At 63.6% G+C, this 24,571-nt stretch carries 22 protein-coding genes and 1 riboswitch; of the genes, 10 read left to right on the top strand and 12 right to left on the bottom strand.

Annotation, left to right across the window (positions count from 1 at the left end; genetic code table 11):
- Positions 1-43: 43 nt before the first annotated feature.
- The 9 genes from secY to RAM60_RS07615 all read left to right on the top strand — a co-directional run bounded on the left by secY (position 44) and on the right by RAM60_RS07615 (position 7,447).
- Positions 44-1,408 carry a preprotein translocase subunit SecY gene (gene secY, locus RAM60_RS07655; RefSeq protein ID WP_369027255.1) on the top strand — a complete coding sequence of 455 codons (1,365 nt, stop codon included), beginning with the start codon at positions 44-46 and terminating at the stop codon, positions 1,406-1,408.
- Positions 1,409-1,440: 32 nt separating this feature from the next.
- Positions 1,441-2,088, top strand: coding sequence for an adenylate kinase (locus tag RAM60_RS07650; RefSeq protein ID WP_369027256.1), 648 nt, complete (start codon positions 1,441-1,443; stop codon positions 2,086-2,088).
- Positions 2,089-2,152: 64 nt separating this feature from the next.
- Positions 2,153-2,782, top strand: a complete 630-nt coding sequence (locus RAM60_RS07645; protein ID WP_369027257.1) for an SRPBCC family protein — start codon at positions 2,153-2,155, stop codon at positions 2,780-2,782.
- A 330-nt stretch (positions 2,783-3,112) separates the two neighbouring features.
- On the top strand, positions 3,113-3,481 hold the full coding sequence (gene rpsM, locus RAM60_RS07640; RefSeq protein ID WP_200980805.1) for a 30S ribosomal protein S13: 369 nt from the start codon (positions 3,113-3,115) through the stop codon (positions 3,479-3,481).
- A 60-nt stretch (positions 3,482-3,541) separates the two neighbouring features.
- Positions 3,542-3,931, top strand: coding sequence for a 30S ribosomal protein S11 (gene rpsK / locus RAM60_RS07635; RefSeq protein ID WP_160607305.1), 390 nt, complete (start codon positions 3,542-3,544; stop codon positions 3,929-3,931).
- Between the two features lie 107 nt (positions 3,932-4,038).
- Positions 4,039-5,094, top strand: coding sequence for a DNA-directed RNA polymerase subunit alpha (locus RAM60_RS07630; protein ID WP_200980804.1), 1,056 nt, complete (start codon positions 4,039-4,041; stop codon positions 5,092-5,094).
- Between the two features lie 93 nt (positions 5,095-5,187).
- Entirely contained in the window at positions 5,188-5,607 is a 420-nt protein-coding gene (gene rplQ / locus RAM60_RS07625; RefSeq protein ID WP_200980803.1) for a 50S ribosomal protein L17, read from the top strand.
- Positions 5,608-5,936: 329 nt separating this feature from the next.
- Positions 5,937-6,527 carry a hypothetical protein gene (locus RAM60_RS07620; RefSeq protein WP_369027258.1) on the top strand — a complete coding sequence of 197 codons (591 nt, stop codon included), beginning with the start codon at positions 5,937-5,939 and terminating at the stop codon, positions 6,525-6,527.
- 125 nt (positions 6,528-6,652) lie between these two features.
- Positions 6,653-7,447, top strand: a complete 795-nt coding sequence (locus RAM60_RS07615; protein WP_369027259.1) for a hypothetical protein — start codon at positions 6,653-6,655, stop codon at positions 7,445-7,447.
- On the opposite strand, the gene RAM60_RS07610 is transcribed toward RAM60_RS07615, so the two are convergent.
- The 3 genes from RAM60_RS07610 to RAM60_RS07600 are packed head-to-tail and all read right to left on the bottom strand — an operon-like array spanning position 7,444 to position 10,150.
- Entirely contained in the window at positions 7,444-8,064 is a 621-nt protein-coding gene (locus RAM60_RS07610; protein WP_369027260.1) for a trimeric intracellular cation channel family protein, read from the bottom strand. The genes RAM60_RS07615 and RAM60_RS07610 overlap by 4 nt on opposite strands.
- Positions 8,061-8,759, bottom strand: coding sequence for a PepSY domain-containing protein (locus tag RAM60_RS07605; RefSeq protein ID WP_369027261.1), 699 nt, complete (start codon positions 8,757-8,759; stop codon positions 8,061-8,063). The genes RAM60_RS07610 and RAM60_RS07605 overlap by 4 nt, the downstream gene beginning before the upstream one ends.
- A gap of 56 nt (positions 8,760-8,815) precedes the next feature.
- Positions 8,816-10,150 (bottom strand): amidase family protein, encoded by a 1,335-nt coding sequence (locus tag RAM60_RS07600; protein WP_369027262.1) that lies wholly within the window; start codon positions 10,148-10,150, stop codon positions 8,816-8,818.
- Between the two features lie 124 nt (positions 10,151-10,274).
- On the opposite strand from RAM60_RS07600, the gene RAM60_RS07595 reads away from it, so the two are divergent.
- Entirely contained in the window at positions 10,275-11,951 is a 1,677-nt protein-coding gene (locus RAM60_RS07595) for a DUF8614 domain-containing protein (protein ID WP_369027263.1), read from the top strand.
- Here the strand turns inward: RAM60_RS07595 and RAM60_RS07590 are convergent.
- The 9 genes from RAM60_RS07590 to RAM60_RS07550 all read right to left on the bottom strand — a co-directional run bounded on the left by RAM60_RS07590 (position 11,933) and on the right by RAM60_RS07550 (position 24,192).
- Positions 11,933-12,751 carry a hypothetical protein gene (locus RAM60_RS07590; RefSeq protein WP_369027264.1) on the bottom strand — a complete coding sequence of 273 codons (819 nt, stop codon included), beginning with the start codon at positions 12,749-12,751 and terminating at the stop codon, positions 11,933-11,935. The genes RAM60_RS07595 and RAM60_RS07590 overlap by 19 nt on opposite strands.
- A gap of 34 nt (positions 12,752-12,785) precedes the next feature.
- Positions 12,786-14,195 carry a dihydrolipoyl dehydrogenase gene (gene lpdA, locus RAM60_RS07585; protein ID WP_369027265.1) on the bottom strand — a complete coding sequence of 470 codons (1,410 nt, stop codon included), beginning with the start codon at positions 14,193-14,195 and terminating at the stop codon, positions 12,786-12,788.
- A 10-nt stretch (positions 14,196-14,205) separates the two neighbouring features.
- Positions 14,206-15,441 (bottom strand): 2-oxoglutarate dehydrogenase complex dihydrolipoyllysine-residue succinyltransferase, encoded by a 1,236-nt coding sequence (odhB, locus tag RAM60_RS07580; RefSeq protein WP_369027267.1) that lies wholly within the window; start codon positions 15,439-15,441, stop codon positions 14,206-14,208.
- 28 nt (positions 15,442-15,469) lie between these two features.
- The gene (locus RAM60_RS07575) at positions 15,470-18,307 is read right to left on the bottom strand and encodes a 2-oxoglutarate dehydrogenase E1 component (protein ID WP_369027362.1); all 2,838 of its coding nucleotides are present in this window, start codon (positions 18,305-18,307) and stop codon (positions 15,470-15,472) included.
- A 103-nt stretch (positions 18,308-18,410) separates the two neighbouring features.
- A complete protein-coding gene (sucD, locus tag RAM60_RS07570) occupies positions 18,411-19,301 on the bottom strand; it encodes a succinate--CoA ligase subunit alpha (RefSeq protein WP_369027268.1) in 891 nt (296 codons plus the stop codon).
- Positions 19,302-19,336: 35 nt separating this feature from the next.
- Positions 19,337-20,299 carry a malate dehydrogenase gene (mdh, locus tag RAM60_RS07565; protein ID WP_369027269.1) on the bottom strand — a complete coding sequence of 321 codons (963 nt, stop codon included), beginning with the start codon at positions 20,297-20,299 and terminating at the stop codon, positions 19,337-19,339.
- Between the two features lie 246 nt (positions 20,300-20,545).
- The gene (locus tag RAM60_RS07560; RefSeq protein WP_369027270.1) at positions 20,546-22,453 is read right to left on the bottom strand and encodes a putative bifunctional diguanylate cyclase/phosphodiesterase; all 1,908 of its coding nucleotides are present in this window, start codon (positions 22,451-22,453) and stop codon (positions 20,546-20,548) included.
- A 153-nt stretch (positions 22,454-22,606) separates the two neighbouring features.
- Positions 22,607-22,948 carry a hypothetical protein gene (locus tag RAM60_RS07555; protein ID WP_369027271.1) on the bottom strand — a complete coding sequence of 114 codons (342 nt, stop codon included), beginning with the start codon at positions 22,946-22,948 and terminating at the stop codon, positions 22,607-22,609.
- A gap of 125 nt (positions 22,949-23,073) precedes the next feature.
- Complete coding sequence (locus RAM60_RS07550; protein WP_510639527.1) at positions 23,074-24,192, bottom strand: cell wall hydrolase; 1,119 nt, start codon at positions 24,190-24,192, stop codon at positions 23,074-23,076.
- A gap of 146 nt (positions 24,193-24,338) precedes the next feature.
- Positions 24,339-24,502: riboswitch (cobalamin riboswitch) on the top strand.
- Positions 24,503-24,571: the final 69 nt, after the last annotated feature.

Here is a 24,571-nt window from a genome sequence, read left to right as displayed (position 1 = left end):
GCGCCGGGACGGGCCGGCGACAAGCTAGGATCGAATACGACCAATGGCATCACGCGCCGACAATATCGCGAGCAACCTCAGCCTCGCCAATTTCTCGAAAGCCACCGAGCTCAAGAACCGTATCTGGTTCACCATCGGCGCGCTGATCGTCTTCCGCTTCCTGAGCTTCGTGCCGCTGCCGGGCGTTAATCCGCTCATCCTCAGCGACCTGTATGATCAGACGCGCGGTGGCATCCTCGACCTGTTCAACACTTTTTCGGGCGGCAGCCTTGAGCGCATGAGTCTCATCGCGCTCGGCGTCATGCCCTACATTACGGCCTCGATCGTGGTGCAGCTGGCGGCTGCACTGCATCCGAGTCTCGCCGCGCTGAAGAAAGAGGGCGGGGCAGGGCGCCAGAAGCTCAACCAGTATACCCGCTACGGCACGGTCTTCCTGTGCGCGATCCAGGGCTGGTTCCTTGCATCCGGCCTTGAAAGCTACGGTGCGCAAAGCGGCCTTCAGGCCGTCGTCGAACCGGGCCTGATGTTCCGTGTAGGTGCCGTCATCAGCCTTGTCGGCGGGACCATGTTCCTCCTCTGGCTGGGTGAACAGATCACCAGTCGCGGCATCGGCAACGGCGTGTCGCTGATCATCATGGCCGGTATCGTCGCCCAGTTCCCGACATTCGTCAGCAACATGGGCAAGGGCTATTCGGAAGGTTCGATTTCGACCGGTACGATCGTCGGCTTCATCGTTATGGCGGTGCTGCTGATCCTTGGCATCTGCTTCTTCGAGCGCGCCCAACGGCGCCTTCTCATCCAGTATCCCAAGCGCGCGACGCAGCGCGGAATGATGCAGGCCGACCGTTCGCACCTGCCGCTCAAGCTCAATACTGCAGGTGTCATCCCGCCGATCTTCGCCAGCTCGCTGCTCCTGCTGCCGCTGACGATCACCCAGTTCGCGGGCAATTCCGTGGACACCGATACGACCTTTGGCTCGATCCTCCAGACCGTGCTGCAGTACCTCCAGCATGGCCAGCCGCTGTACATGGCGCTCTACGCCATCGGCATCATCTTCTTCTGCTTCTTCTACACGGCGATCGTCTTCAATCCCGAAGAGACGTCGGAGAACTTGAAGAAGAATGGCGGCTTCATCCCGGGCATCCGTCCGGGCAAGCGGACCGAGGAGTACCTCGACTACGTGCTGACGCGTATCACCGTGATCGGCGCGATCTACCTGACCATCGTCTGCGTCATTCCCGAATGGGGCATCGCGCAGACGGGCGTGCCGCTGTTCCTCGGCGGGACCAGCCTGCTGATCGTGGTCAACGTCACGGTCGACACGATCAGCCAGATCCAGTCGCACCTGCTGGCGCATCAGTATGGCGATCTCATCAAAAAGGCCAAGTTGAAGGGGCGCCTGCGTTAAGGCATCAACGCAGGTGAAGGGGATTTAACGCGATGGACATTATCCTTCTTGGCCCTCCGGGCGCTGGAAAGGGCACGCAGGCACAACGCCTCGAGGAGCATCACGGGATGCGCCAGCTGTCGACCGGCGACATGCTTCGCGCGGCAGTGAAGGCAGGGACCCCGGTCGGCATCAAGGCGAAGGCGATCATGGATCGCGGCGACCTCGTTTCGGACGACATCGTGAGCGAGCTTATCGATGCGGAACTGACCGCGATGGGGCCAGACACGGGCGCTATTTTCGACGGCTATCCCCGCACCGAGGCCCAGGCCGAGATGCTTGACGGTATCCTCTCAAGGCATGGCCGCAAGCTCGACCATGTGATCGAACTGGAAGTGAACGAAGACGCGCTCGTCGAGCGCATCACCGGTCGGTTTACCTGCGCCAATTGTGGCGAAGGCTATCACGATACGTTCAAGCAACCCGAGAAGCCCGGTGTTTGCGACAAGTGCGGATCGACCGAATTCAAGCGTCGCCCCGACGACAACGAAGAGACCGTCCGCAATCGAATGGCGGTCTATCGCAACGAAACCGCGCCGATCCTGCCCGGCTACGAAGCGCGCGGCATCGTCAGCCGTGTCGATGGCATGGCCGCTATCGGTGAAGTGACGCACGCGATCGACGCGATCCTCTCGCGCTGATCCGAGCCGACCTTTTCAAGCCTGCGTCCATCGCTTAGGACCTCGATCCAGAGGGGAGTGAGGGATGCACCGTTTCGCCACCGCCATAGCGCTGTTTTCTGCCGCACCTGTGGCAGCCGAAGTCGTTGAAACTCGCGCAGATGGATTCGTGACCCGTGACACGGTTACGGTCGCGGCTACAAGCATGAAGACCTGGCTGGCACTGACCAAGCCGGGTGATTGGTGGACTGACGCCCATACCTGGTCGGGCGATGCCTCAAACATGACTCTGGTACCGCAGGCCGGGGGCTGCTTCTGCGAAAAGGTGCCTGGCGAGGACCGCAAGGATGGTTTCTCGCTCGACGGCAGTGTCCAGCACATGACCGTCATCCAGTCTTATCCGCTCAAGGTCCTGCGCATGCGCGGCGGGCTTGGCCCGCTGCAGGGTGAACCTGCCACCGGGGTCCTCACCATCACACTGAAAGAGGTCGAAGGGGGCACCCGGGTGCTGTGGGAATACAATGTCGGTGGCCCCATGCGCTACAAGATCGACGAGATCTCGAAGGCGGTTGACGGCGTGATGACGCAGCAACTGCGGGCGCTTGGCGATCACCTCGGGCCGCTAGATACCGCCGAGGACCGGGAGCCCGCGGCTACCGAGAACCCTTCTCCTGACAGCCTGGAGGCGGAAATCGACAGCCTAGGGCAGGATTGATTGAACAGCTGCAGCATTTGCGCGGTTGTCGTTCAATTGGCCGCGAGGACTTTTGACCTCGCCTCGCGGCTGGTGTAACAGGCTTGAAACACGAGGCGAGCCGCCCATATCGGCGGTTCGTCGTGTCGCGTGCGCAAGGCGGTTGACGCCCAAGGCGAATCCTCCTAAGCGCGCCTTTCATTCGACACTTGCGGTGAGTCCGGCAGGCGATAGCCAATGTGCGCGCCAACCGGGCTTTTTGCGTTAGCATGCCGCCTGCGCCGAGTGGATTGAGCGATGAGATAGGGGTGCCGGCCTTCCGGTACGTCCCTGTGGAGCATGGAGAAGTAAGTGGCTCGTATTGCCGGGGTAAACATCCCCACCAACAAGCGCGTTATCATCGCGCTGACCTATATTCACGGTATCGGCCGTACCACGGCCCTCGAGATCGCCGACAAGCTCGGTATCGACCACGCTCGCCGCGTGCAGGACCTTTCCGATGAGGAAGTGCTGCGCATCCGCGAGACGATCGACGCCGACTACACTGTCGAAGGCGACCTGCGCCGCAACACCGCGATGAACATCAAGCGCCTGATGGACCTCAAGTCCTTCCGCGGCCTTCGTCATCGTGCCGGCCTGCCCGTCCGCGGCCAGCGCACCCACACCAACGCCCGCACCCGCAAGGGTAAGGCCAAGCCGATCGCCGGCAAGAAGAAGTAAGCTTCGGGGCTTTGTCCCGAACGCTTTTCCCTTCTTGAGAGAATGTAAGGAAAGAACACCATGGCACGCGAACCCGGCCGTATCAGGCGCCGCGACAAGAAGAACATTTCTTCGGGCGTTGCGCACATCAACGCCAGCTTCAACAACACCATGATCACCATCACCGACGCTCAGGGCAATGCTATCAGCTGGTCCAGCGCCGGCATGATGGGCTTCAAGGGCAGCCGCAAGTCGACTCCCTATGCCGCGCAGGTTGCTGCCGACGACGCGGGCCGCAAGGCCGCCGAACACGGCGTTCGCACCCTCGAGGTCGAAGTGAAGGGCCCGGGCTCGGGTCGTGAGAGCGCGCTGCGCGGTCTTGCGGCGGTGGGCTTCACCATCACCTCGATCCGCGACGTGACGCCGATCCCGCACAACGGGGTCCGTCCTTCAAAGCGTCGTCGCGTCTGATCCGTACCTGCCTGGCGGCTCGCTAGCGGGCCGCCGACACCCTCCACGGACCGGGCGCTCTTGCCAAAGAGCTCCGGTCCCGCCCGCATCCGAACCAGGGGATTTTCATGTCCGTCAACATCAAGAACTGGCAGGAACTCAAGAAACCCAATAGCCTTGATATCAAGGATTCCGGCGACAAGGCCCGCAAGGCTACCTTCGTTGCTGAACCGCTCGAGCGTGGCTTCGGCCTGACGCTCGGCAATGCCCTGCGCCGCGTGCTCCTGAGCTCGCTCCAAGGTGCCGCGATCACCTCGATCAAGATCGAAGGCGTGCTGCACGAATTCTCGTCGCTCGCCGGTGTCCGCGAAGACGTCACCGACATCGTCCTTAACGTGAAGCAGATCGCGCTGAAGATGGAAGGCGAAGGCATGAAGCGCCTGCAGCTTTCCGCCACCGGCCCTGCCGAAGTGAAGGCCGGCGACATCGCCGTCTCGGGCGATATCGAGGTGATGAACAAGGATCTCGTGATCTGCCACCTCGACGAAGGTGCGACGCTCAACATGGAGCTGACCGCCGACACCGGTAAGGGCTATCGCCCGGCCGTGATGAACCGTCCCGTGGACGCTCCGATCGGCCTGATCCCGGTCGACTCGCTCTATTCGCCGGTTCGCCAGGTGAGCTACAAGGTCGAGAACGCGCGCGTTGGCCAGGAACTGGACTACGACAAGCTCTCGCTGACCGTCGAAACCGACGGCACCGTGGCTCCGGAAGATGCCGTGGCGTATGCCGCACGTATCCTCCAGGACCAGCTGACGCTGTTCGTCCACTTCGAGGACGGCATCCCGCAGGCACCTTCGGCCATGATCGGCCAGGCTGCGGAGCCGCAGGAAAGCGACACCAACCAGCTCAATCGTTACCTTCTCAAGAAGGTCGACGAACTGGAACTTTCGGTGCGTTCGGCCAACTGCCTCAAGAACGACAACATCATCTACATCGGCGACCTGGTCCAGAAGACCGAGGCCGAGATGCTCCGTACGCCGAACTTCGGCCGCAAGTCGCTCAACGAGATCAAGGAAGTCCTGAGCTCGATGGGCCTGCGCCTCGGCATGGACATCCCCGGCTGGCCGCCCGAGAACATCGAGGAAATGGCCAAGAAGCTCGAACAGGAGCTGCTGGGCTAATCAAGGTACCGGCGGCGCACCTCCCGCAAGGGGAAGCGCCGCCAGCACTGGGCTACCTGAAACGGGCCCTTTTCGAACGAAGGAAGTATTGAAATGCGTCACAAACTTTCCGGCCGCAAGCTGCAGCGCAAGACCGGCCACCGCAACGCCATGTTCCGCAACATGGCTGCCGCGCTGATCAAGCACGAGCAGATCATGACCACCGCCCCCAAGGCGAAGGAACTGCGTCCCTATGTCGAAAAGCTGATCACGCTGGCAAAGCGTGGCGGTCTTTCGAACCGTCGCCTCGCACAGGGCCGCCTGCAGGACGAAACCCAGCTCAAGAAGCTGTTCGACGTCCTGGCCGAGCGTTATTCGGACCGTGACGGCGGCTACACCCGCATCATCAAGGCCGGCATCCGCGCTGGCGACGCCGCTCCGATGGCCGTCATCGAGCTCGTCGATCGCGACGTCGATGCCAAGGGCCAGGATTCGGGTCCGGTGATGAACGAGGAAGAGTTCGAAGACGCCTGAGGCGCCTTCGTAGCAAGACAAGCGGGGCCGGAAGGGAAACCTTCCGGCCCTTTTGTTTTGTCCGTGCAGGGCAGTAAAGTTCAGATAAAATGCTTCCAATATTAACAGAGCCCTTACCGATCACAGCTCCGCGCGGAGGCTTCGAAGAGGGGCATTCGGAGCGCCTTCTTGGGTAAGCATCGGATTCTAAGAACAAAATGACATTCATAAAAATTGCCAAAATGCTGAACAAGGGCTGTCGCCCGGGTTCAGCGTGACCTCAGAGCGAATCACCTAGAAGAGGCTCAACCGAGGCAGTCCCGCCACGGTGCTTTCGAGGAGAGCCTCACATGACCAAGAACCTGAAGACCTTTGCGAAGGGTGGGATCGCAACGGCAGCCGTCGGCGCAATGGCGCTTGCGGGTGCTACGCCTGCCTACGCCGGCCACCGCGACAATGACGGGATCTCCGTCGGCGACGTGATCGCCGGGGCCGTGATCATCGGCGGCATCGCCGCTGTTGCCAGTGCCGCCAGCAAGAACCGTGGTTACGGCTATGACGACTATCGTTATGGCGACCGCGACTACCGTTACAACGACCGCGATTATCGCGGTGACCGCTGGTCGAGCCGCGGGAATCCGCGCGCTGCCGTGGAACGCTGCGTCAATGCGGCTCGCCAGGATGCCCGTCGCTATGGTTATAACTACGCCCAGGTCACCGACATCAACGACGTCAAGGACACCCGCTACGGCTGGCGCGTAAAGGGTCGCATCATGGTCGACGGCAATTATCGCGGCGGACGCTATGACCGTTACGGCTATCGCGACAACTACAACCGCTACAACCGGTGGAACGACCGCGATAGTGGCAAGTTCACCTGCTACATCGAGCGTGGTCGCGTGACCGACGTCGATTTCAAGGGAATTCGCGGTCTCGGCTAAGCGACGAACCGTGCAATGACCACCACGGGCGGTTCAGGCTCCATGCAGCCTGGACCGCCTATTTTTTTTGCCATCGTATCATCCGCGCGTCTTGGTGGGGGCGGGCACTCTGGGGTAATCGGGCCATGACCAAGGTCTTCAAGCTTTCCGCCGCACCGGCAATCCTTGCCGCTCTCTCGCTCACCGCAACTCCCGTTCTCGCCGCCGATCTTCCGGCACCGGTCCCGGCCGTGTCGGTAGACGCTCCGATGGCTTGGGCCCCGGGTGAGGACGTCGTTCACAACCACTGGTACCGCTATCGTCGCAATCGCGTCGATGGTGGCGACATCCTGGCCGGCGTGCTGATCCTTGGCGGGATCGCCGCGATCGCCAGTGCAGCAAAGAATTCGCAGGACCGCCGCTATCGCGACCGCGACTATCCGCGTCCCTATCCCGATCAGCGCCGTGGCGACTGGAATTCGGGCTACGACGACACGCGCGGTATCGATCGCGCGATCAACACCTGCGTCGACGAGGTCGAACGCAATGCCCGCATCGAGACCGTCGATACGGTGAATCGCAACGCGCGCGGGTGGGAAGTGACCGGCACTCTCTACAATCGCGATGGATGGACCTGCTCGATCGGCCAGGACGGCCGGATCGAAGCGATCGACTATGGTCGCGGTCGCGAGGATCGCAACTACCAGGGCAGCAACGACGACGATCGGGGCGACCAGTCCTGGGAAGAACGCGACGAGGAGGATCGCGGCGACCAGGCCAGTGACGATAGCCAGTACGGCGATGATTACTATGCCGCCGCACGGGCGCGTACGGATGCACAGGGTGGGACGGACGCCACCTATCCCGGAGGTCCCTCGGCTGGGGCCCCGGTCGATGCCGACATCGAGTTCGGCACTGGCTATCAGGGCAAGGGCGCCTAGTCCCTGCCGTAGGCCGGGAGCGCGAGCTTCCACCTGATTGCGGCGAGGCGCAGGCCGAAACCTGAGCCCGTCGCCAGCACCCATGTGAGCTCTCGCGGTATCCCGATCGTTTCGCCGAGCACGGTGACGCTCGCCGATAGTGCCGCCGCTGTGACATAGAGTTCCGGCTTCATCAGGATTGACGGGCGACCCGCGATAACGTCGCGGATGATCCCGCCGGCGCAGCCTGTGATGATCCCCATCAACAGCGCGGGGATCGGAGGCACGCCGTATTCAAGCGCCTTTGCCGTGCCGAGCACCGCATACGCAGCCAGCCCCAGGCCATCCGCGATCGAGAGAAATGTTCCTTCCCACCAGCGCGTTGGTGTGAACCAGGCAAAGAGCGCGACGCCGAGACAGATTGCGGCCACCCAGGCGTCGTGGATCCAGAATACCGGTGCCCCTATGAGGAGGTCACGGATCGTACCTCCGCCAACGCCGGTCACCAGCGCGAAGAACGACAGCGTGACCATGGTCTGCTTCTCGCGCGCTGCAACGAGGGCACCGGTCAAAGCAAATATCGCCACGCCTGCGAGGTCGAGCCAGTCGAGGACCGGCGTCAGGACCTCGCTGTTCATGCCGCGACGCGCGCCTTGCGGCGGCGGAACATCAGGATGCAGCCAAGCAGGGCGCCGAGCACGGACAGGACTGCGAAGAGGATCAGGATCGGATGGTGCGTATCCTCGCGCGTCTGCAGGTCCATGATGTGAAGGCCCCAAACGAAATCGAACGTTCGCCACCAGCGCGTGCGGACCGCCTCGATCTCGCCGGTTTCCGTCCCGACATAGACATGGGTGCCATCGGCGAGCCGCACCTGCCAGACGGGTAGGGGGCGCCGGAAATCGAGCGGCACGTCGTCGGCCGCAAACCTGCTGGTGCCGGTAACCTTGTCGCCGCCAATGATCTCTTGCGCGACAAGCAGGCGCGCCTCGACCTCGGAAACCTGACCCATCCGGCGTCCGTCGGCGGCGAAGCGGTCGCTTGTTCCGTCGAGGTAGGCGATCCGGGTGATCGTCTCGCCGCGCTCGACGCGTGTCGTCACCGAACTGACCGGCTTGGTGCTTCCCGAAGGCAGCGATATTGCGATGCGGGTGTCTGCAGGCAACGCGGCCGGGGCGGCTTCCTTGCGAAGATGGTTGCCGCGCACTTCCTCGATCGGCTTGGCGACCATGACGAGACCCGTGACCGTCCACATCAGGACGGGCACGCCGACCAGCCAGCCAAGCCAGATGTGCCACTTCGCAAATTTGAGCATCATGCGCTGTTGCGCCATGCGGTCCCCGTCCTTTTCATTGACCCCCGAAGGCGTTCTGCTTTGGCCGAGCAGGCTCAGCCGTGCAACAGCTTCCCGATGGCGCCCGCGGTGGCGATGCAATCGAGGTCGGACCAGCGCGGCCCCATGACCTGCATGCCGCACGGCAAGCCGTCGGTGGACCCGACCGGGACGACGGTGGAAGGAAGGTTGGGATAGGTAGCGATGCCTGCCCAGGCCAGCGCGTCGGCAAAGGCGGAATCCTTGCCGTTGATCATGATGCGGCGCTGGTTGATCGGTGTTGCGTCGTGCTTGTAGGCGAGGAAGGGCAACGGCGGCGCGAGGACGAAATCGTACTCGGCGAAAAGGTCGCCCCACGCGTATTCGCAGCGAGCCTGCCGGTCGAGCAGGAGGTAGTAGTCGACCAGCGACATCTCCTTGCCGCCGGGTGCCGGACGACCGCGTGCCATGGCGACGTTGAGCAGGCGCAGGTAATCAGCATGCAACTCGGCCAGATCGGGAAGCAGCGCACTCGTGCGGTCGATTGTGGCCCCGGCCTTCGCCAGTTCTGCCAGAGCTTCCTCGATGGGCACCCGCACGGAAGCGTCGACTTCGCTGACCGGATGCTCGAGCACGGCGAGGAAGCGGCACTCCGACAAAGGCTTCTCTCGCCGGACGAGCGGTCGCGCAGTGGTGATCTCGAGCAGGGCGGTGAGGTCTTCGGCCGACCGGGCAAGGGGACCGACGACCGAAAGCGGGCCCTCGTGCACGTCGAGGCCGCCTGCCGCCGGATGCGTATGGCCCCGCCTGCTGACGAGGCCGAAACTGGTCTTGTGGCCATAGATGCCATTGAAATGCGCCGGGTTGCGGATCGAGCTGCCGATGTCGCTGCCGTATTCGCATGGCACCATTCCGCTAGCGACCGCTGCTGCCGAACCGCCGCTCGATCCGCCAGCCACCCGGTCATGATCGTGCGGATTGTTGGTGCGGCCGTAGACGGGGTTGTTGCTCTGCAGGTCGGCGAGGTCTGGAGGAACGTTGGTCTTGCCAAGGATGATCGCACCGGCGCCCTTCAGCAGGCGCACGACCTCCGCATCCTTGTCGACGATATTATCGGCATACTGTTCGTGACCGAATGTCGTCGGCAAACCCGCGACATTGAAGCTCTCCTTGACGGTCATGGGCACACCGAACAGCGGTTCGTCCGCTTGAGGCTGGCGCTTGCCAAGCGCCTTGGCCGCATCGCGCGCGCGATCGAAATCGGTGACCACGACTGCATTGATATGCGCATCGTGATGTTCGATGCGCGCGATCGCCGCTTCGACCGCTTCGATAGGCGACATGGATCCATTGCGGATCGCTGCGGCGGTTTCGAGTGCGCCCGGCTGCTTGGTCAGTTTCGGATAAGCCATCGTATCTCCCTCTCGCCCGCCTTGTCGGACAAGGTCGGTCGCCGGTCAATCGGCTGCTTGCGCGGGACACTTCGGACCCGCATGGCGTTGGACAGCCAGAGACAAAGTCCCGGAGGAGATTCACATGCGTCGCGCCATCCTGCCCCTTCTGCTCGCGAGTGCTGCCTGCGCCCCGGTTGCCACCGAGACCAAGGTCGCAAGCACTGAAGAGCCCGCTGCCCATGAAGGCTACGACATGGCGGCGCAGTACGCGAAGCTGGCCGAGATCCGCATGACGCCCGACACCATTTACCTCACGCCCGAGGAACGCGATGTGGTGAACATGCTGATCGAAGCATCGGGCTACATGGACAAAATCTACCTGCGCCAGCGCTACGCCGACAATCCGCAGGTTCGCGCGGCGATTGCCAACAGCAAGCGCGGCGACCGCGACATGCTGCTTGCCATGTTCGACCGCTATTTCGGCGCGTGGGACGATCTTGCCGAATTTCACCCGTTCTGGGGAACTACTCAGCTGCCCGAAGGGGCTGGTTTTTACCCGACCGACCTGACGCGCGAGGAGTTCGGTGCCTACCTTGCCGCTCATCCCGAGCAGAAGGAAGCGCTGCTCAGTCCCTATACGGTGGTCAAGCGCGACGGTGACCGGCTGGTCGCCGTGCCTTATTCCGTCGAGTACCGCGAATTCCTCGTTCCGGCCGCGCGCTTGCTCGAACAGGCCTCGCAACGCACCTCGAACCCCAGCCTCAAGAAGTTCCTCTCGCTGCGGGCGGCAAGCTTCCTCACCGACGACTATTTCGAGAGCGAGATGGCTTGGATGGATTTGAAGGACACGCCCATCGAAGTCGCGATTGGCCCCTACGAAGTCTACACCGACCGCCTCTACGGCACCAAGACCGCCTTCGAGAGCTTCGTTACCCTGCGCAATCCCGAGGAAAGCGCCGCGCTCGACAAGTACAAGCACTACCTGCGCGACATGGAAGGCAACCTCCCGATCGAGGACCAGTACAAGAACTTCCAGCGCGGCTTCGAAAGCCCCATCGCGGTGGCCGACCAGGTCCACGGCGGCGGCGACAATGTCCCCGGCGTGCAAACCATCGCCTTCAACCTGCCCAATGACGAGCGCGTGCGTGAGGCAAAAGGCGCGAAGAAGGTCATCCTCGCCAATGTTCTCGGCGCTAAATACGAGCGCATTCTCGATCCCATCGGCGATGTCGTGCTGAAGCCCGACCAGGCGAAGCTGGTGGCGAAGAAGTACATGGAACTCGAAACGCTGTTCCACGAGCTGTCGCACAGCCTCGGGCCGGGCACGATCACCAAGAACGGCCGCCAGACAACGGTGAACGAGGAGCTGAAGGAGCAGTACTCGGCGCTCGAGGAGAGCAAGGCCGACGTTATGGGCGTGTGGAACATCCTTTTCATGATGGAGAAGGGCGAGCTGCCCAAGGCGGAGAAGCAGCAACTGCTCGCTACCTATTTCGCGGGCATCTTCCGGGCGATGCGCTTCGGCATCGACGAGGCTCACGGCAAGGGCGCAGCGCTGCAGTACGGCTACCTCAAGGAGAAGGGTGCGTTCGCCTGGGATGGCGATAGCAATCGTTACGTCGTCGACTATGCACAGCTCGAAAGCGGGCTGGAAGACCTGCTCCACGACCAGCTCATGCTGCAGGCGCATGGCGATTACGAAGGGACCAAGGCCTTCTTCGCGCGCTATGCCATGCTCGATGCGGCGGCGAAGGCCAGGTTTGCCGCCATGGGCGACATCCCGGTCGACATTCGGCCCCTTTACCCCGACGGCGTCTGACGGGCGAGGGAGAGTGCCACGCCGAAGCCGATGATCGGCGCAGCGCCATAGCCGATGAGGACGCTGGGGTAGTTGGACACCAGCGCGGCAAGCGAGAAGCCGAACAGGGCGCCTGCGAGCGCATGCCGTTCGGTTTTGGGCGCGTGAAGAGCGTGGACCATTGTGAAGAAACCGCCGAGCAGGGCGGCGAGCAGTCCCAGTCCGAGCAAGGGTGCATCGAGCCCGAGCTGGATGAGCACGCGCTCGACAAAGGGCTGTGCCGGCAGTTCGCCGCGAAATCCGGCGATAAGGCTGGCGAGGAACGCCACTCCCGCCACCGGGACCAGCCGCCAGTCGCGGGTAGCGTTGTAGAGACCGGCAGCGGTGAACATGACGGCGTAGCCGGTGGCGGCGTCCGGCTGGACGAAGGCCGCGAACAGCGCGGTGAGCAGGATCGGCGGGGCGTAATCCGGCTCGCGCGCAGCGAACACCGCGATGGTCGGCAGGACGAGCGATCCCGCGTGGAGCTGGAACGGGCCCAGCGGTAGCCAGCGAGCAATGCCGTTGAGATATGGCCCCGTTGCCAGTGGCACTGCGAGGACGACAAGGAGCGCGATCAGTATCACGCGACGGAGGCGCTGGGATGGCTCGGCTGCGGGCAGCATGATCGCCGACCACCCGATCGCGAGGGCCGTAGCGTTGACCACCGGATAGCTTGCAGGTGCCCCTCCGAACCAGAGGTAGGCGATACCGGCAAGGACCGGCAGGCCAAGTGCGAAGAGCGCCGGATACCGCGCCGATGCCGTTCCTGTCGGGTGCATCGGCGCGGGTTCCATGATCAGATGTGGATCGGGATCAGATGTGGATCGGCTTGCCCTGGACCGCCATCGCCGCTTCCTTGATCGCTTCGGAATGCGTCGGGTGGGCGTGGCAGGTGTAGGCGATATCCTCGCTGGTGGCGCCGAATTCCATGGCCTGCGCCGCCTGCGCGATCATCGTGCCGGCGACCGATGCGATGGCCCAGACGCCGAGCACGCGGTCGCTCTCGGCATCGGCGATGACTTTCACGAAACCGTCGGGCTCATGGTTGGTCTTGGCGCGGCTGTTGGCCATCATCGGGAACTTGCCGACCTTGACGCGTGCCTTGTCGCCCAGCTTCTCGATCGCCTCTTCCTGCGTCAGGCCGACACCGGCGAACTCGGGCCAGGTGTAGACGACGCCAGGGATGACATCGTGGTTCACGATGCCCGTCTGCCCGGCGATGTTCTCGGCACAGGCGATGCCTTCGTCCTCTGCCTTGTGCGCGAGCATCGGGCCGGGGACCACGTCGCCAATGGCCCAGACGCCGTCGACCGCAGTGCGGAAGTCGTGATCGGTTTCGATCTGGCCGCGCTTGTTGAGTTCGAGGCCGATGTTTTCGAGGCCCAGGCCCGAGGTGTTCGGACGACGTCCGATGGACACGAGCACGCAGTCGGCTTCCAGCGTCGTTGCCTCGCCGCCAGCGGCAGGTTCGAGCGTCAGCGTGGCCTTCTTGCCCTTGACGGTGCAGCCGGTGACCTTGGTCGACAGGCGCAGCTCCATGCCCTGCTTCTTGAAGATCTTGGCCGCTTCCTTGCGCACTTCACCGTCCATGCCCGGGAGCAGCTGGTCGAGATATTCGACCACGATCACCTCTGCCCCGAGACGACGCCAGACCGAACCGAGTTCGAGCCCGATCACGCCGCCACCGATGACGACCATTGTCTTCGGAACAGCCTTGAGTTCGAGCGCGCCGGTGGAATCGACCACCACCTGCTTGTCGTTGTCGACCTCGACGCCGGGCAGGGGAGTGACCGAGGAGCCGGTGGCAATGATCACGTTCTTCGCGGTGACCGTCTCGTCGCCTACCTTGACCGTATGAGCATCCTGGAAGGTGGCGTGGCCCTTCTTCCAGTCGACCTTGTTCTTCTTGAACAGGAACTCGATGCCGCCGGTCAGCTGCTTCACCGCATCGCGGCGCTGGCCATGCATCGCGTCGAGATTGAGCTTGGGCGAAACCTCGATGCCCATGTGCGCCATCGTGCCGTTGGCTGCGGCGTCGAAATACTCCGATGCATGCAGCATCGCCTTCGACGGGATGCAGCCGACGTTGAGGCAGGTGCCGCCCAGCGTCTCGCGGCTCTCCGCACAGGCGGTTTTCAGACCCAGCTGTGCCGCGCGGATCGCGGCAACGTAACCGCCGGGACCGGCGCCGATGACGAGGACGTCGTAGTCGTATTCAGCCATGATTTCTTCCTCAGAGGTCGATCAGCATCCGCGTGGGATCTTCGATCGCTTCCTTGATGATCTTGAGTGCGGTGACCGCCTCGCGGCCGTCGATCAGGCGATGGTCGTAGGACAGCGCGATGTACATCATCGGGCGGATCACGATCTCGCCGTTGCGCACGACCGGGCGGTCTTCGATGCGGTGGAGGCCGAGGACGGCGCTCTGCGGCGGATTGATGATCGGGGTCGACATCAGGCCGCCGAACACACCGCCATTGGAGATGGTGAAGGTGCCGCCCTTCATGTCTTCCATGGTGAGCGTGCCTTCCTTGGCGCGCTTGCCGAAGTCGGCGATGTCCTTCTCGATCTGGGCGAAGGACTTGCTGTCAGCATCGCGCACGACCGGCACGACGAGGCCGTTGGGGGCCGAGACCGCGACCGAGATGTCGACGTAATCGTGGTAGACGATCTCGTCGCCATCGATCTGCGCGTTGACGCCGGGGATGTCCTTCAGCGCCAGGCAGGCAGCCTTGGCGAAGAAGCTCATGAAGCCCAGCTTGATGTCGTGCTTCTTGGCGAACAGGTCTTTGTACCGTTCGCGTGCGGCCATTACTTCCGACATGTCGACGTCGTTGAAGGTGGTCAGCAGGGCGGCGGTTTCCTGCGCGCTCTTGAGACGCTTGGCGATGGTCTGGCGCATGCGCGTCATCTTGACCCGCTCCTCGCGACGCTCGCCGCTGGCGGCAACCGCGGCCGGACCGGTGGTGTCGGCCGGAGCGGTCGCAGGTGTGCTCGACTTGGCCTGCGCAGCGGCGACGACGTCTTCCTTGGTCAGACGACCGTCCTTGCCGGTACCCTTGATCGTCGAGGGATCGACGCCGTGTTCGAGCACTGCCCGGCGAACGGCAGGCGACAGCGTCTGGGCGCTGTCGGAAGCGGCTTCCTTCGCCTGTGCAGGCGCGGGGGCGGGGGCAGGCGAAGGGGCCGGGGCCTCGCGCGGTTCGATTGCGGTGGTTTCGCCTGCCGCGACGCCGTCGCTTACGACCGCGATGACTGCGCCGACCTCGACCGTGTCGCCGACGGCGACCTTGATCTCGGTGATCGTGCCCGCGACGGGCGAAGGGGCTTCGACCGCAACCTTGTCGGTCTCGAGGCTGACGATGGGCTCGTCCACCTTCACCGTGTCGCCGACCTTCTTGAGAAGTTCGCCGATGGTCGCTTCGGTGACCGATTCACCCAGCGTGGGGACTTTGACTTCGGTGGCCATGATATCGTTATTCCTTCCGGGGCCTCGATCAGTTGCAGGTGGTGCTGGCGGCGGAGTTGTCGCCGTCGTTCAGGCCGAGCGCGATGTTGACCAGCGCTTCCTGCTGGACCTGGTGGCGGCTGGCGTAGCCGGTGGCGGGTGATGCAGCGACTTCGCGACCGGCATAGCAGGGACGCATGCCCTTCTTGCCTGCCGCGTCGGCAGCTTCCTCGATCAGGCGGTCGACGAAGAACCAGGCGCCATTGTTCTTCGGCTCTTCCTGGCACCAGACGATCTTCTCGAGGTTCTTCATCTTCTTGAGGCGCGCCGCGAGCGGTTCGCCGGGGAAGGGGTAGAGCTGCTCGATACGGACAACCGACACGTCATCGAGGCCCGCTTCGTCACGGCGCTGCATGAGGTCGTAGGCGACCTTGCCGCTGCACAGCACGAGGCGCTTCACCTTGGCGTCGGCAATGTCCTTCATGTCCGACTTGATCCGCATGAAATGCGTATCGCCCATGAACTCGGCTGCATCCGACTTGGCGAGCGGATGACGCAGCAGGCTCTTCGGGGTCATGATGACCATGGGCTTGCGGAAGTTGCGCAGCATCTGGCGGCGAAGCACGTGGAAGTAGTTCGCCGGCGTGGTGATGTTGCATACCTGGATATTGTCGTTGGCGCACAGCTGGAGGAAGCGTTCGAGACGCGCCGAGCTGTGTTCCGGACCCTGGCCCTCGTAACCGTGCGGCAGCAGCAGGACGAGGCCGTTGGCGCGCAGCCACTTGGCTTCACCCGCAGCGATGAACTGGTCGATCATGATCTGCGCACCGTTGGCGAAATCGCCGAACTGCGCTTCCCACATCACCAGGCTCTTGGGATCGGCCATTGCGAAGCCGTATTCGAAGCCGAGCACGCCATATTCGGACAGCGGGCTGTCGTAGACCTCGAACTTGCCGTGCGGCAGCTGGCAAAGCGGGATGTACTTGCGCTCGGTGTTCTGGTCGACCCAGACCGCATGACGCTGGCTGAAGGTACCGCGTCCCGAATCCTGGCCCGACAGGCGCACGCCGAAACCTTCAGTGACGAGGCTGCCGAAGGCGAGCGCTTCCGCCGTTGCCCAGTCGAACCCGGAACCGCTGGCGAACATGTCCTCCTTGGCCTTGAGCACGCGGCCCAGGGTCTTGTGGATGGTCAGGTCGTCAGGGACGGTCGTGAGCGTGCGGCCAAGGCTGTCGAACAGCTTCTTGGGGATCGCTGTCTCGACGTTACGGCGCGCGTTTTCGGGATCGGCAGGCTTGTTCATGCCGGCCCAGCGCCCGCCGAACCAGTCGGCGACGTCAGGCTTGTATTCCTTGGCGGCGGCGAACTCCTGCTCGAGGTGCTCGTTGAACTCGTCGCACAGCTTGTCGGCATCGCCCGGCGCAATCACACCCTCTGCCTCCAGGCGGGCGGCGTAGATCTTGCTGACCTTGGGATGTTCGCGAATGCGGTCGTACATCAGCGGCTGGGTGAACTTGGGCTCGTCGCCCTCGTTGTGGCCGAAGCGGCGATAGCACCACATGTCGATCACGATGTCGCGGCCGAAGACCTGGCGGTATTCGATGGCCAGCTTGCAGGCGAAGGTCACCGCTTCCGGATCGTCGCCGTTGACGTGCAGGATCGGTGCCTGGACGCCCTTGGCGACGTCGCTCGGGTAGGGCGAGGAGCGCGCGAACTTCGGGCTCGTGGTGAAGCCGATCTGGTTGTTGATGACGAAGTGCAGGCAGCCACCGGTGTTGTAGCCGCGCACGCCCGAGAAGCCGAGGCACTCCCACACGATACCCTGGCCTGCGAAGGCCGCGTCGCCGTGGAGGAGGACGGGGAGGACCTGCTCGTGCTTCTTGAGGTCATCACGAATGGCCTGCTGCGCGCGCGCCTTGCCGAGCACGACGGGGTTCACCGCCTCGAGGTGCGAGGGGTTGGGCACGAGGCTCATGTGCACGTCGATACCGTCGAAGCTGCGGTCGGTGCTGGTGCCGAGGTGGTACTTCACGTCGCCCGAACCGCCGACGTCGTCGGGGTTGGCGCTGCCGCCGGAGAATTCGTGGAAGATGACCTTGTAGGGCTTGCCCATCACGTTCGCGAGGACGTTCAGGCGGCCGCGGTGGGCCATGCCGTAGATGATCTCGCGCACGCCGAGCTGGCCGCCGTACTTGATCACCGCCTCGAGCGCGGGGATCATCGATTCACCGCCGTCGAGGCCGAAACGCTTGGTGCCGACGTATTTCTTGCCGAGGAAAGCTTCGTACTGCTCGCCGCGGATGACCGAGGCGAGGATGGCGCGCTTGCCCTCGGGCGTGAACTGGATTGTGTCCTCGGGCGTCTCGAACTTGTCCTGGAGGAAGCGGCGCTCCTCGGTGTCCGAGATGTGCATGTATTCGAGGCCGACATTGCCGCAATAGGTGCTGCGCAGCGCCTCGTAGAGATCGCGGACCTTGACCCATTCGAAGCCAAACACACCGCCGACATAGACTTCGCGGTCGAGCTGGTTCTCGAACCCGTGCCATTCGAGCGTCAGATCCTCGGGGACGTCGTGGTGCGACAGGCCCAGCGGATCGAGGTTCGCCGCAAGGTGGCCGCGAACGCGATAGAGCCGGACGAGGAGCATCGCGCGGATGGAATCGTCCGCCGCCTGTTCCACGGCCTTGGCATCGAGAGCCTTGCCTGCCTTTTCGGCCGCCTGCGCGACCGCGATGCGCATCTGCGTCGGGTCGAGCGCGGCAGTCAGGTCCGCGCCGCTATCGACGACGTCGGACAGCCAGCTACGGCTGCTGCCCCAGCTCGGGCCCGGTTGCGGACCTTCCTGGTTGCCCAGCTCGGGCAGGAAATCGTGGCTTTCGTTACCCATCCGGGTCACCTTTCGCGCCGACGCTTGTGTCGGCTCCTATCTGGCAATGCCTCGACGGTGCGGAAGGCTCCCGGGGAGGAGACAGCCTGTCCGCAATCGTCGGTCAGGCGAGTTCCTTCAACAGCGCGTCGAGCGTGGTGCCGAGTTCGCTGGGCGAGGGCGAAACGCGGATGCCCGCCTTCTCCATCGCAGCGATCTTGTCTTCCGCGCCGCCCTGGCCGCCCGAAACGATGGCGCCCGCGTGGCCCATGCGGCGGCCCGGAGGGGCGGTACGCCCGGCGATGAAGCCGACCATCGGCTTCTTGACACCCTGCTTTGCCTTGTGAGCGATGAATTCAGCGGCTTCTTCCTCGGCGCTGCCGCCGATTTCGCCGATCATGATGATCGACTTGGTTTCGTCATCCTTGAGGAAGAGGTCGAGCACGTCGATGAAGTTGGTGCCGTTGACCGGGTCGCCGCCGATGCCGACCGCGGTGGTCTGGCCAAGGCCGACCATGGTGGTCTGGTGCACGGCTTCGTAGGTCAGCGTGCCCGAACGCGACACGACGCCGACCGAACCCTTCTGGAAGATGCTGCCGGGCATGATGCCGATCTTGCACTCGCCCGGGGTCAGGACGCCCGGGCAGTTGGGGCCGATGAGGCGCGACTTCGAACCCGACAGCGCGCGCTTCACGCGAACCATGTCGAGCACCGGAATGCCTTCGGTGATGCAGACGATCAGTTCGACTTCGGCATCGATTGCTTCGAGGATCGAATCCGCGGCGAACGGCGGCGGCACGTAGATGCACGATGCGGTCGCACCGGTTGCAGCCTTTGCTTCGGCGACCGTGTCATAGACCGGCAGGTCGATGTGGGTGGTGCCGCCCTTGCCGGGAGTCACGCCCGCAACCATCTGCGTGCCATAGGCGAGCGCCTGCTGCGTGTGGAAGGTGCCGGTGTCGCCCGTCATCCCCTGAGTGATGACCTTGGTGTTCTTGTCTACGAGGATGCTCACGAGGGCCTCTCCTTGGATTTGATTTCTAGGGGTGCTCAGGCGAGCGAGTTGTCGAGGCCCTTGCAGGCCACCAGCAGTTCCTCGACCGCGTCGGTCGAGACCTTGAGGTTGGCCTTTTCCTCGTCCGACAGGGCGATTTCGACCACGTCCTCGATGCCGTTCGCGCCGATCACGGCGGGCACGCCGACATAGAGGCCGTCGAGGCCGTACTTGCCGTCGACATAGGCCGCGACGGGGAGGATGCGCTTCTGGTCGCCGAGATAGGCTTCGGCCATCGCGATCGCGCTGGTGGCGGGGGCGTAGTAGGCCGAGCCGGTCTTGAGCAGGCCGACGATCTCGCCGCCGCCCGAGCGGGTGCGCTGGACGATCTCGTCGATGCGGCTTTCAGCGACGCCCTTGATTTTGGCGTAGTCCTTGACCGGGATGCCGTTGATCGTGGTGTAGCTGGTGACAGGGACCATGGTGTCGCCGTGGCCGCCGAGGACGAAGGCATTCACGTCCTTCACCGAAACGCCGAATTCCCAGGCAAGGAAGGTCGCGAAGCGCGCACTGTCGAGGACGCCGGCCATGCCGACGACCTTGTTGTGCGGCAGGCCGCTGAATTCGCGCAGCGCCCAGACCATCGCGTCGAGCGGGTTGGTGATGCAGATCACGAAAGCGTCGGGGCAGTTGTTCTTGATGCCTTCGCCGACCGCCTTCATCACGGAAAGGTTGATGCCGAGCAGGTCGTCGCGGCTCATGCCCGGCTTGCGCGGCACGCCGGCGGTGACGATCACCACGTCGGCACCGGCGATGTCGGCATAGTCGTTGGTTCCGGTGATCTTGGCGTCGAAGCCTTCCACCGGGCCGCACTGCGACAGGTCGAGCGCCTTGCCCTGCGGGATGCCCTCGGCGATGTCGAACAGGACGATGTCGCCCATTTCCTTCTTCGCGGCGAGGTGGGCGAGTGTGCCACCAATCATGCCGGAGCCGATGAGGGCGATCTTCTTGCGAGCCATAGGGGGAAGGGTCCTTGTTCCTGCCGCGGGACCAGTCGTGAAACCCGGACCGAAATGGGCCATACCGAAATGTCCCGCGAAGGCGGCACGGCACCCGGTCGATTGCGAGTGCGACCTAGGCCTCTGGGGTGGGGTTTGCAACCTTCAATTGGACGCTACGTCCAACTATCTTTGCAAATGGTTCGCAATTGCAATAACGCTGGGTTTGCGCGGCCTGAACGGGCCTGTTTCCGAAGTATATTATGTCTAACCCGCGCGGCGGCGGAAGAGTTCCTCGGGCGCGGTCTCGCGCTCTTCGGCCAGGAGCAGGGCAGCCTGGTAGGCCGGGACCGCGCGGCTGAAATGGTAGCCTTGTCCGTGGGTGCAACCTGCCTCGCGAACTGCCCGTACCTGGTCAATGGTTTCAAGGCCCTCGGCGACGATCTCCATCCCCAGCGACTTGCCCATTTGCGAAACGGCCCGGATGATGGCGTCGCTCTTGCGACCTGCCTGCGAGCCGGAGACGAAGCTGCGGTCGACCTTGATCTTCGAGAAGGGCCACTGGTTGATGTAGCCGAGGGACGAGTACCCTGTTCCGAAGTCGTCGAGTGCGAAGCGGACGCCCATGCCCGACAGCTCCTCGATGAACATGGCGATGTTGGGACTGTCCTCGAGGAACAGGCCCTCGGTGACCTCCAGTTCGAGCCTTTCGGGCGGCAGACCCGCCTCGCGGAAGGCGCTCATGATCCCGAGAGCCGCGCCGGGGACTTTGAGCTGAAGCGGCGAGAGGTTGACCGCCACGCGAACCTCCTCCGGCCAGCTCGTCGCGACGCTGGCTGCCTGTGCAGTCAACCAGTTGCCCAGTGTCACTATGGCACCCGACTCTTCGGCGATGGGAATGAATTCGTCGGGCGAAATCTCGCCGCGTTCGGGATGGAACCAGCGCACGAGCGCTTCGAAGCAGCGGATCCGTCCGGTTTCCAGCTCGACAATCGGCTGGAAATAGACCGCCAGCTCGTTCTCGCGCAGTGCCCGACGCAATTCGGTTTCGATTTCCCGCCGGTGTGCGATGTCCCGGGCCATCGAGTGATCGAAGAACCGGATCTGGCGGCTTCCGTCCGCCTTGGCTTCGAACAGGGCGAGGTCGGCGCGCTTCAGCAATATATCGGCAGAGATCCCGTCGTCGGGAAGCATGGCAATGCCGATCGAACCGCCCATCTCGATCCGCTCGCCATCGATACGGATGGGGCGCACGAGTTCGGCGAGCATCTGTTCCGAAAGCTTTTCCGCCGTCTTTCGTTTGGCGACCGGGCAGACGACCACAAACTCATCCCCGGCAAATCGGGCAACGATACCGCGGGCATCGACAAGGCGAGTGAGCCGCTCGCCTGTCTCGCGCAGGACCTTGTCGCCTGCCTGGTGGCCCTTGAGTTCGTTCACATCCTTGAAGCGGTCGAGGTCGACCCAGAAGATCGCTACTTGCGCACGTTCATCTGCCGTCGCGAGAATTTCCACCAGCCGCCGGTCGAGCCCGGCCCGGTTGTACAGACCTGTAACGTGGTCGGTCAGGGCGAGGCGTTCCATGTTGCTCGCCAGTTGCGCGCTGCGTTCTGCGGCATTGATCGACTGGCGCAGGGTGCGAAAGACCGAGGAAGTCACCCCGTACATGGCCGGGAAGAGCAACACGATGTTGATCGCCATGAATGCGCCCATCCGGCTGTGCGTCGCGATCATCGCGAAGAAGATCGGAATCGATACGAGCGATAGCTGCGCCATCGCCAGCTTCGGTCGGGCGCCGTTGTGTGCGCAGACGCCGACGCCATAACCAATGGCGTTGGCAATCATCAGTACCTGCGCCAACGCTGGCAGGTCGAGCTGGACGCTTGCGCCTGCGATCAGGCCCAAGACCAGAGCATACGCATAGGCGCCGACCGTGTAGGCAGTCTCGACCCTGAAGATGGAGATGTCGCCGGGGTGGTGGCGCAAGTGGTTCGCATTTACCACGCGCAGGATGGCAATCGAACTCAGCAGGAAGGAAAGGGAGTAGAAGGTCGACTTGTCGGTGAAAAATGCGACGGCTGCGCTGGCGAGAACGCCGTTCAGCGCCCCGAACATCAAAGCTGTCGGCCGGGCATATAGCGTGTCGACAAGGACGCGGCGCGTCTTGTCGGACATCTGTTCCCCCTTCGCTCCCGACGAGAGGAAACTGCGCAACCCGGAAGAAATCGAACGTTCCCCCATGTTCAGGCGACCTACGGGTAAACTCTCAGTTTTCGGTTAACGCACGGGGCCGAAGTGCCAATACAAGCGGCGACTTCCCGGCTGCGATCAATAGATGAGCGAGTTGGCGCGGTTGACGCGACGCTCTACCTTTGCGGCAAGACCGCGGTCGAGCGCACGACAGACGCCAAGCCACCAGGCGAAAGCTTCCGCATCGCCGTCGTGAAAGGCCTCTTCGGCGTGCTGGCCGGCCGCCTCCGCAGCTCCCATGCCGTGCTCGGCAAAATGCTTGAGTGCAGCCCGCATCACATGATCGAAAGAGGTCGCTTCGGCGGCAAGCTGTGCAGCACTGCCGTTATCGTTGGCGGCCCTCGCAAGAGCTTTTCGCGCCAGGGCACGGGCTATCGGCGAATGTGCGGTCGACCGGGCGGCGGCGAAATGGACGGGCATGCAGGCGGCTCCTGGAAACTCATGGCCATTGCTATTGGCCTTCGCGCCTGCCTAGCCGCATTGCGACTAAGCATCTGTTCCGCAGCATGGTTTTGAAAAGGTAAAACTCCCGCTCGACGTAAGAGTTAGTCGGACTTCCCGGCCTTGGCCGGATCGCGCAGCCAGCGTCCGCTGTTGGCGTATTCGGCTTTCACCCGTCCGGATTGGGGCAGCTTGTCGGTGGGCTGGGCAGCAGGCGCTGCAACATTCGTCGGGGCAGCTGCGCCGACAGGGGCATCGGCTTGTCCATCGACGCCGAGTGCCGAATTGGGAGGTGGCACCGATGCACGCGCAGCCGGTGAAGACGAAGCTTCCGTGGTGCGCGCGTTAGAAGCCGCCAAGGGCTCGACACCGACATAGGCATTCGTGAAGGCGCCCGCTTTCCCGGCGCCGCCCTTCCAGCGATAGAAACGGTGCGCACCTATGCTGCCGACATAGTCGAGGCTGGCCGCCCAATAGGGGTTAACGTAGTTCGTGTGGTAGTGCGTGGCGAGGCCGACCGGCTTGAACACGTAACCGGCCAACGCCGCCAGCGCGATCGACTGTGCGCGGGCCCAGCCCTGGCGCGAGGGTCGGCGGTCGAGCGAGCCGTCGCAGGTGAAGGTAAACTGGCAACCGGTCTTGCGCTCCGACCCCTGGAAGACGACCCCGCAGACGCTGGCCGGGTAGGCCGGATGCGCAACGCGGTTGAGGACGACCTGCGCGACCGCTTCCTGGCCTTCGTAGCTTTCGCTCGCTGCCTCGTAATAGACAGCCATGGACAGGCACTGGAGTGCCCGTGCCTTGTCGAGCCCGCTCCCAGCGGCGCGGAAGGCCTGTGCGGCTGCGCCGGCCCCATGGCTGTCGGTGAACTGGACGGTTTCCAGCGTTCCTTCCTCGCGGCGCATGTCCGAAAGGTCGGCGGCGAGGATGGGCGCGTCCTCGAGATAATAGAAGGCCGAACCGGGGAAACTCTCGCCTGCCGTTTCGAAAGGCATGGGCGACAACGGCACGCGTTCCTCGACGAGACCGAAAGCGCTGCCGATCGATTCCCACTTTCCCTGCGCGGCATAGGTGGGAAGGGCGATTGCGGCGGCGAGGACACCGGCGCGAATTGCGAACTGGCGGCGGCCATGGCGGGATTGATCGCGGCGACGGGCGCGCGGACGCGGGGCGCGCGAAGCACCCTCGATCTGCCATTCGTCCTCTCGCGTCTGGTAGTTCAACCCGTCTGCCTTCTGCCTGGCCCATAGCGCATGGGCACGCGCGCCGGGAATCATCCCGCCGTACCGTGTCCCGCATTAACGCAGATTGCTTAACGAAGCCCGTCTCTTGTGCAGCGCAACAGCGCGGTGTAGTGGCGGCACCGCGTCATGGGTTGGCCTGTTCGCGCAGGCCCGAAGAGGGAAGAGGGTGAAATGCCCTCGCTGCCCCCGCAACTGTGACCGGGGAGCGATCCCGCCAAATGCCACTGGACCTCGCGTCCGGGAAGGCGGCGGGAGGGCGATGATCCGGGAGCCAGGAGACCTGCCTGTGCGCGTCGTTCGGCCGCGGGCGGGGTGTACCGATGGCAAACGTGGATGCGAGCAATCGAAGCTCCCTCCC

This window comes from Qipengyuania sp. RANM35, assembly GCF_041021145.2.
In the GTDB taxonomy this organism is placed as follows: Bacteria; Pseudomonadota; Alphaproteobacteria; order Sphingomonadales; family Sphingomonadaceae; genus Qipengyuania; species Qipengyuania soli.
Note: the sequence above shows the minus strand (reverse complement) of the source record. Positions and strands in the feature narration are given on the sequence as shown.

Excerpts from the sequence above, each read along its gene's own strand:
- RAM60_RS07595 (WP_369027263.1), top strand. The coding sequence starts at position 10,275 with ATGCGTCGCGCCATCCTGCCCCTTCTGCTCGCGAGTGCTGCCTGCGCC.
- RAM60_RS07600 (WP_369027262.1), bottom strand. The coding sequence starts at position 10,150 with ATGGCTTATCCGAAACTGACCAAGCAGCCGGGCGCACTCGAAACCGCC.
- RAM60_RS07575 (WP_369027362.1), bottom strand. The coding sequence starts at position 18,307 with ATGGGTAACGAAAGCCACGATTTCCTGCCCGAGCTGGGCAACCAGGAA.
- RAM60_RS07610 (WP_369027260.1), bottom strand. The coding sequence starts at position 8,064 with ATGAACAGCGAGGTCCTGACGCCGGTCCTCGACTGGCTCGACCTCGCA.
- RAM60_RS07555 (WP_369027271.1), bottom strand. The coding sequence starts at position 22,948 with ATGCCCGTCCATTTCGCCGCCGCCCGGTCGACCGCACATTCGCCGATA.
- RAM60_RS07620 (WP_369027258.1), top strand. The coding sequence starts at position 5,937 with ATGACCAAGAACCTGAAGACCTTTGCGAAGGGTGGGATCGCAACGGCA.
- RAM60_RS07590 (WP_369027264.1), bottom strand. The coding sequence starts at position 12,751 with ATGCACCCGACAGGAACGGCATCGGCGCGGTATCCGGCGCTCTTCGCA.
- lpdA (WP_369027265.1), bottom strand. The coding sequence starts at position 14,195 with ATGGCTGAATACGACTACGACGTCCTCGTCATCGGCGCCGGTCCCGGC.
- RAM60_RS07560 (WP_369027270.1), bottom strand. The coding sequence starts at position 22,453 with ATGTCCGACAAGACGCGCCGCGTCCTTGTCGACACGCTATATGCCCGG.
- RAM60_RS07645 (WP_369027257.1), top strand. The coding sequence starts at position 2,153 with ATGCACCGTTTCGCCACCGCCATAGCGCTGTTTTCTGCCGCACCTGTG.
- RAM60_RS07630 (WP_200980804.1), top strand. The coding sequence starts at position 4,039 with ATGTCCGTCAACATCAAGAACTGGCAGGAACTCAAGAAACCCAATAGC.
- RAM60_RS07605 (WP_369027261.1), bottom strand. The coding sequence starts at position 8,759 with ATGGCGCAACAGCGCATGATGCTCAAATTTGCGAAGTGGCACATCTGG.
- RAM60_RS07615 (WP_369027259.1), top strand. The coding sequence starts at position 6,653 with ATGACCAAGGTCTTCAAGCTTTCCGCCGCACCGGCAATCCTTGCCGCT.
- rplQ (WP_200980803.1), top strand. The coding sequence starts at position 5,188 with ATGCGTCACAAACTTTCCGGCCGCAAGCTGCAGCGCAAGACCGGCCAC.
- secY (WP_369027255.1), top strand. The coding sequence starts at position 44 with ATGGCATCACGCGCCGACAATATCGCGAGCAACCTCAGCCTCGCCAAT.
- mdh (WP_369027269.1), bottom strand. The coding sequence starts at position 20,299 with ATGGCTCGCAAGAAGATCGCCCTCATCGGCTCCGGCATGATTGGTGGC.
- rpsK (WP_160607305.1), top strand. The coding sequence starts at position 3,542 with ATGGCACGCGAACCCGGCCGTATCAGGCGCCGCGACAAGAAGAACATT.
- RAM60_RS07650 (WP_369027256.1), top strand. The coding sequence starts at position 1,441 with ATGGACATTATCCTTCTTGGCCCTCCGGGCGCTGGAAAGGGCACGCAG.
- odhB (WP_369027267.1), bottom strand. The coding sequence starts at position 15,441 with ATGGCCACCGAAGTCAAAGTCCCCACGCTGGGTGAATCGGTCACCGAA.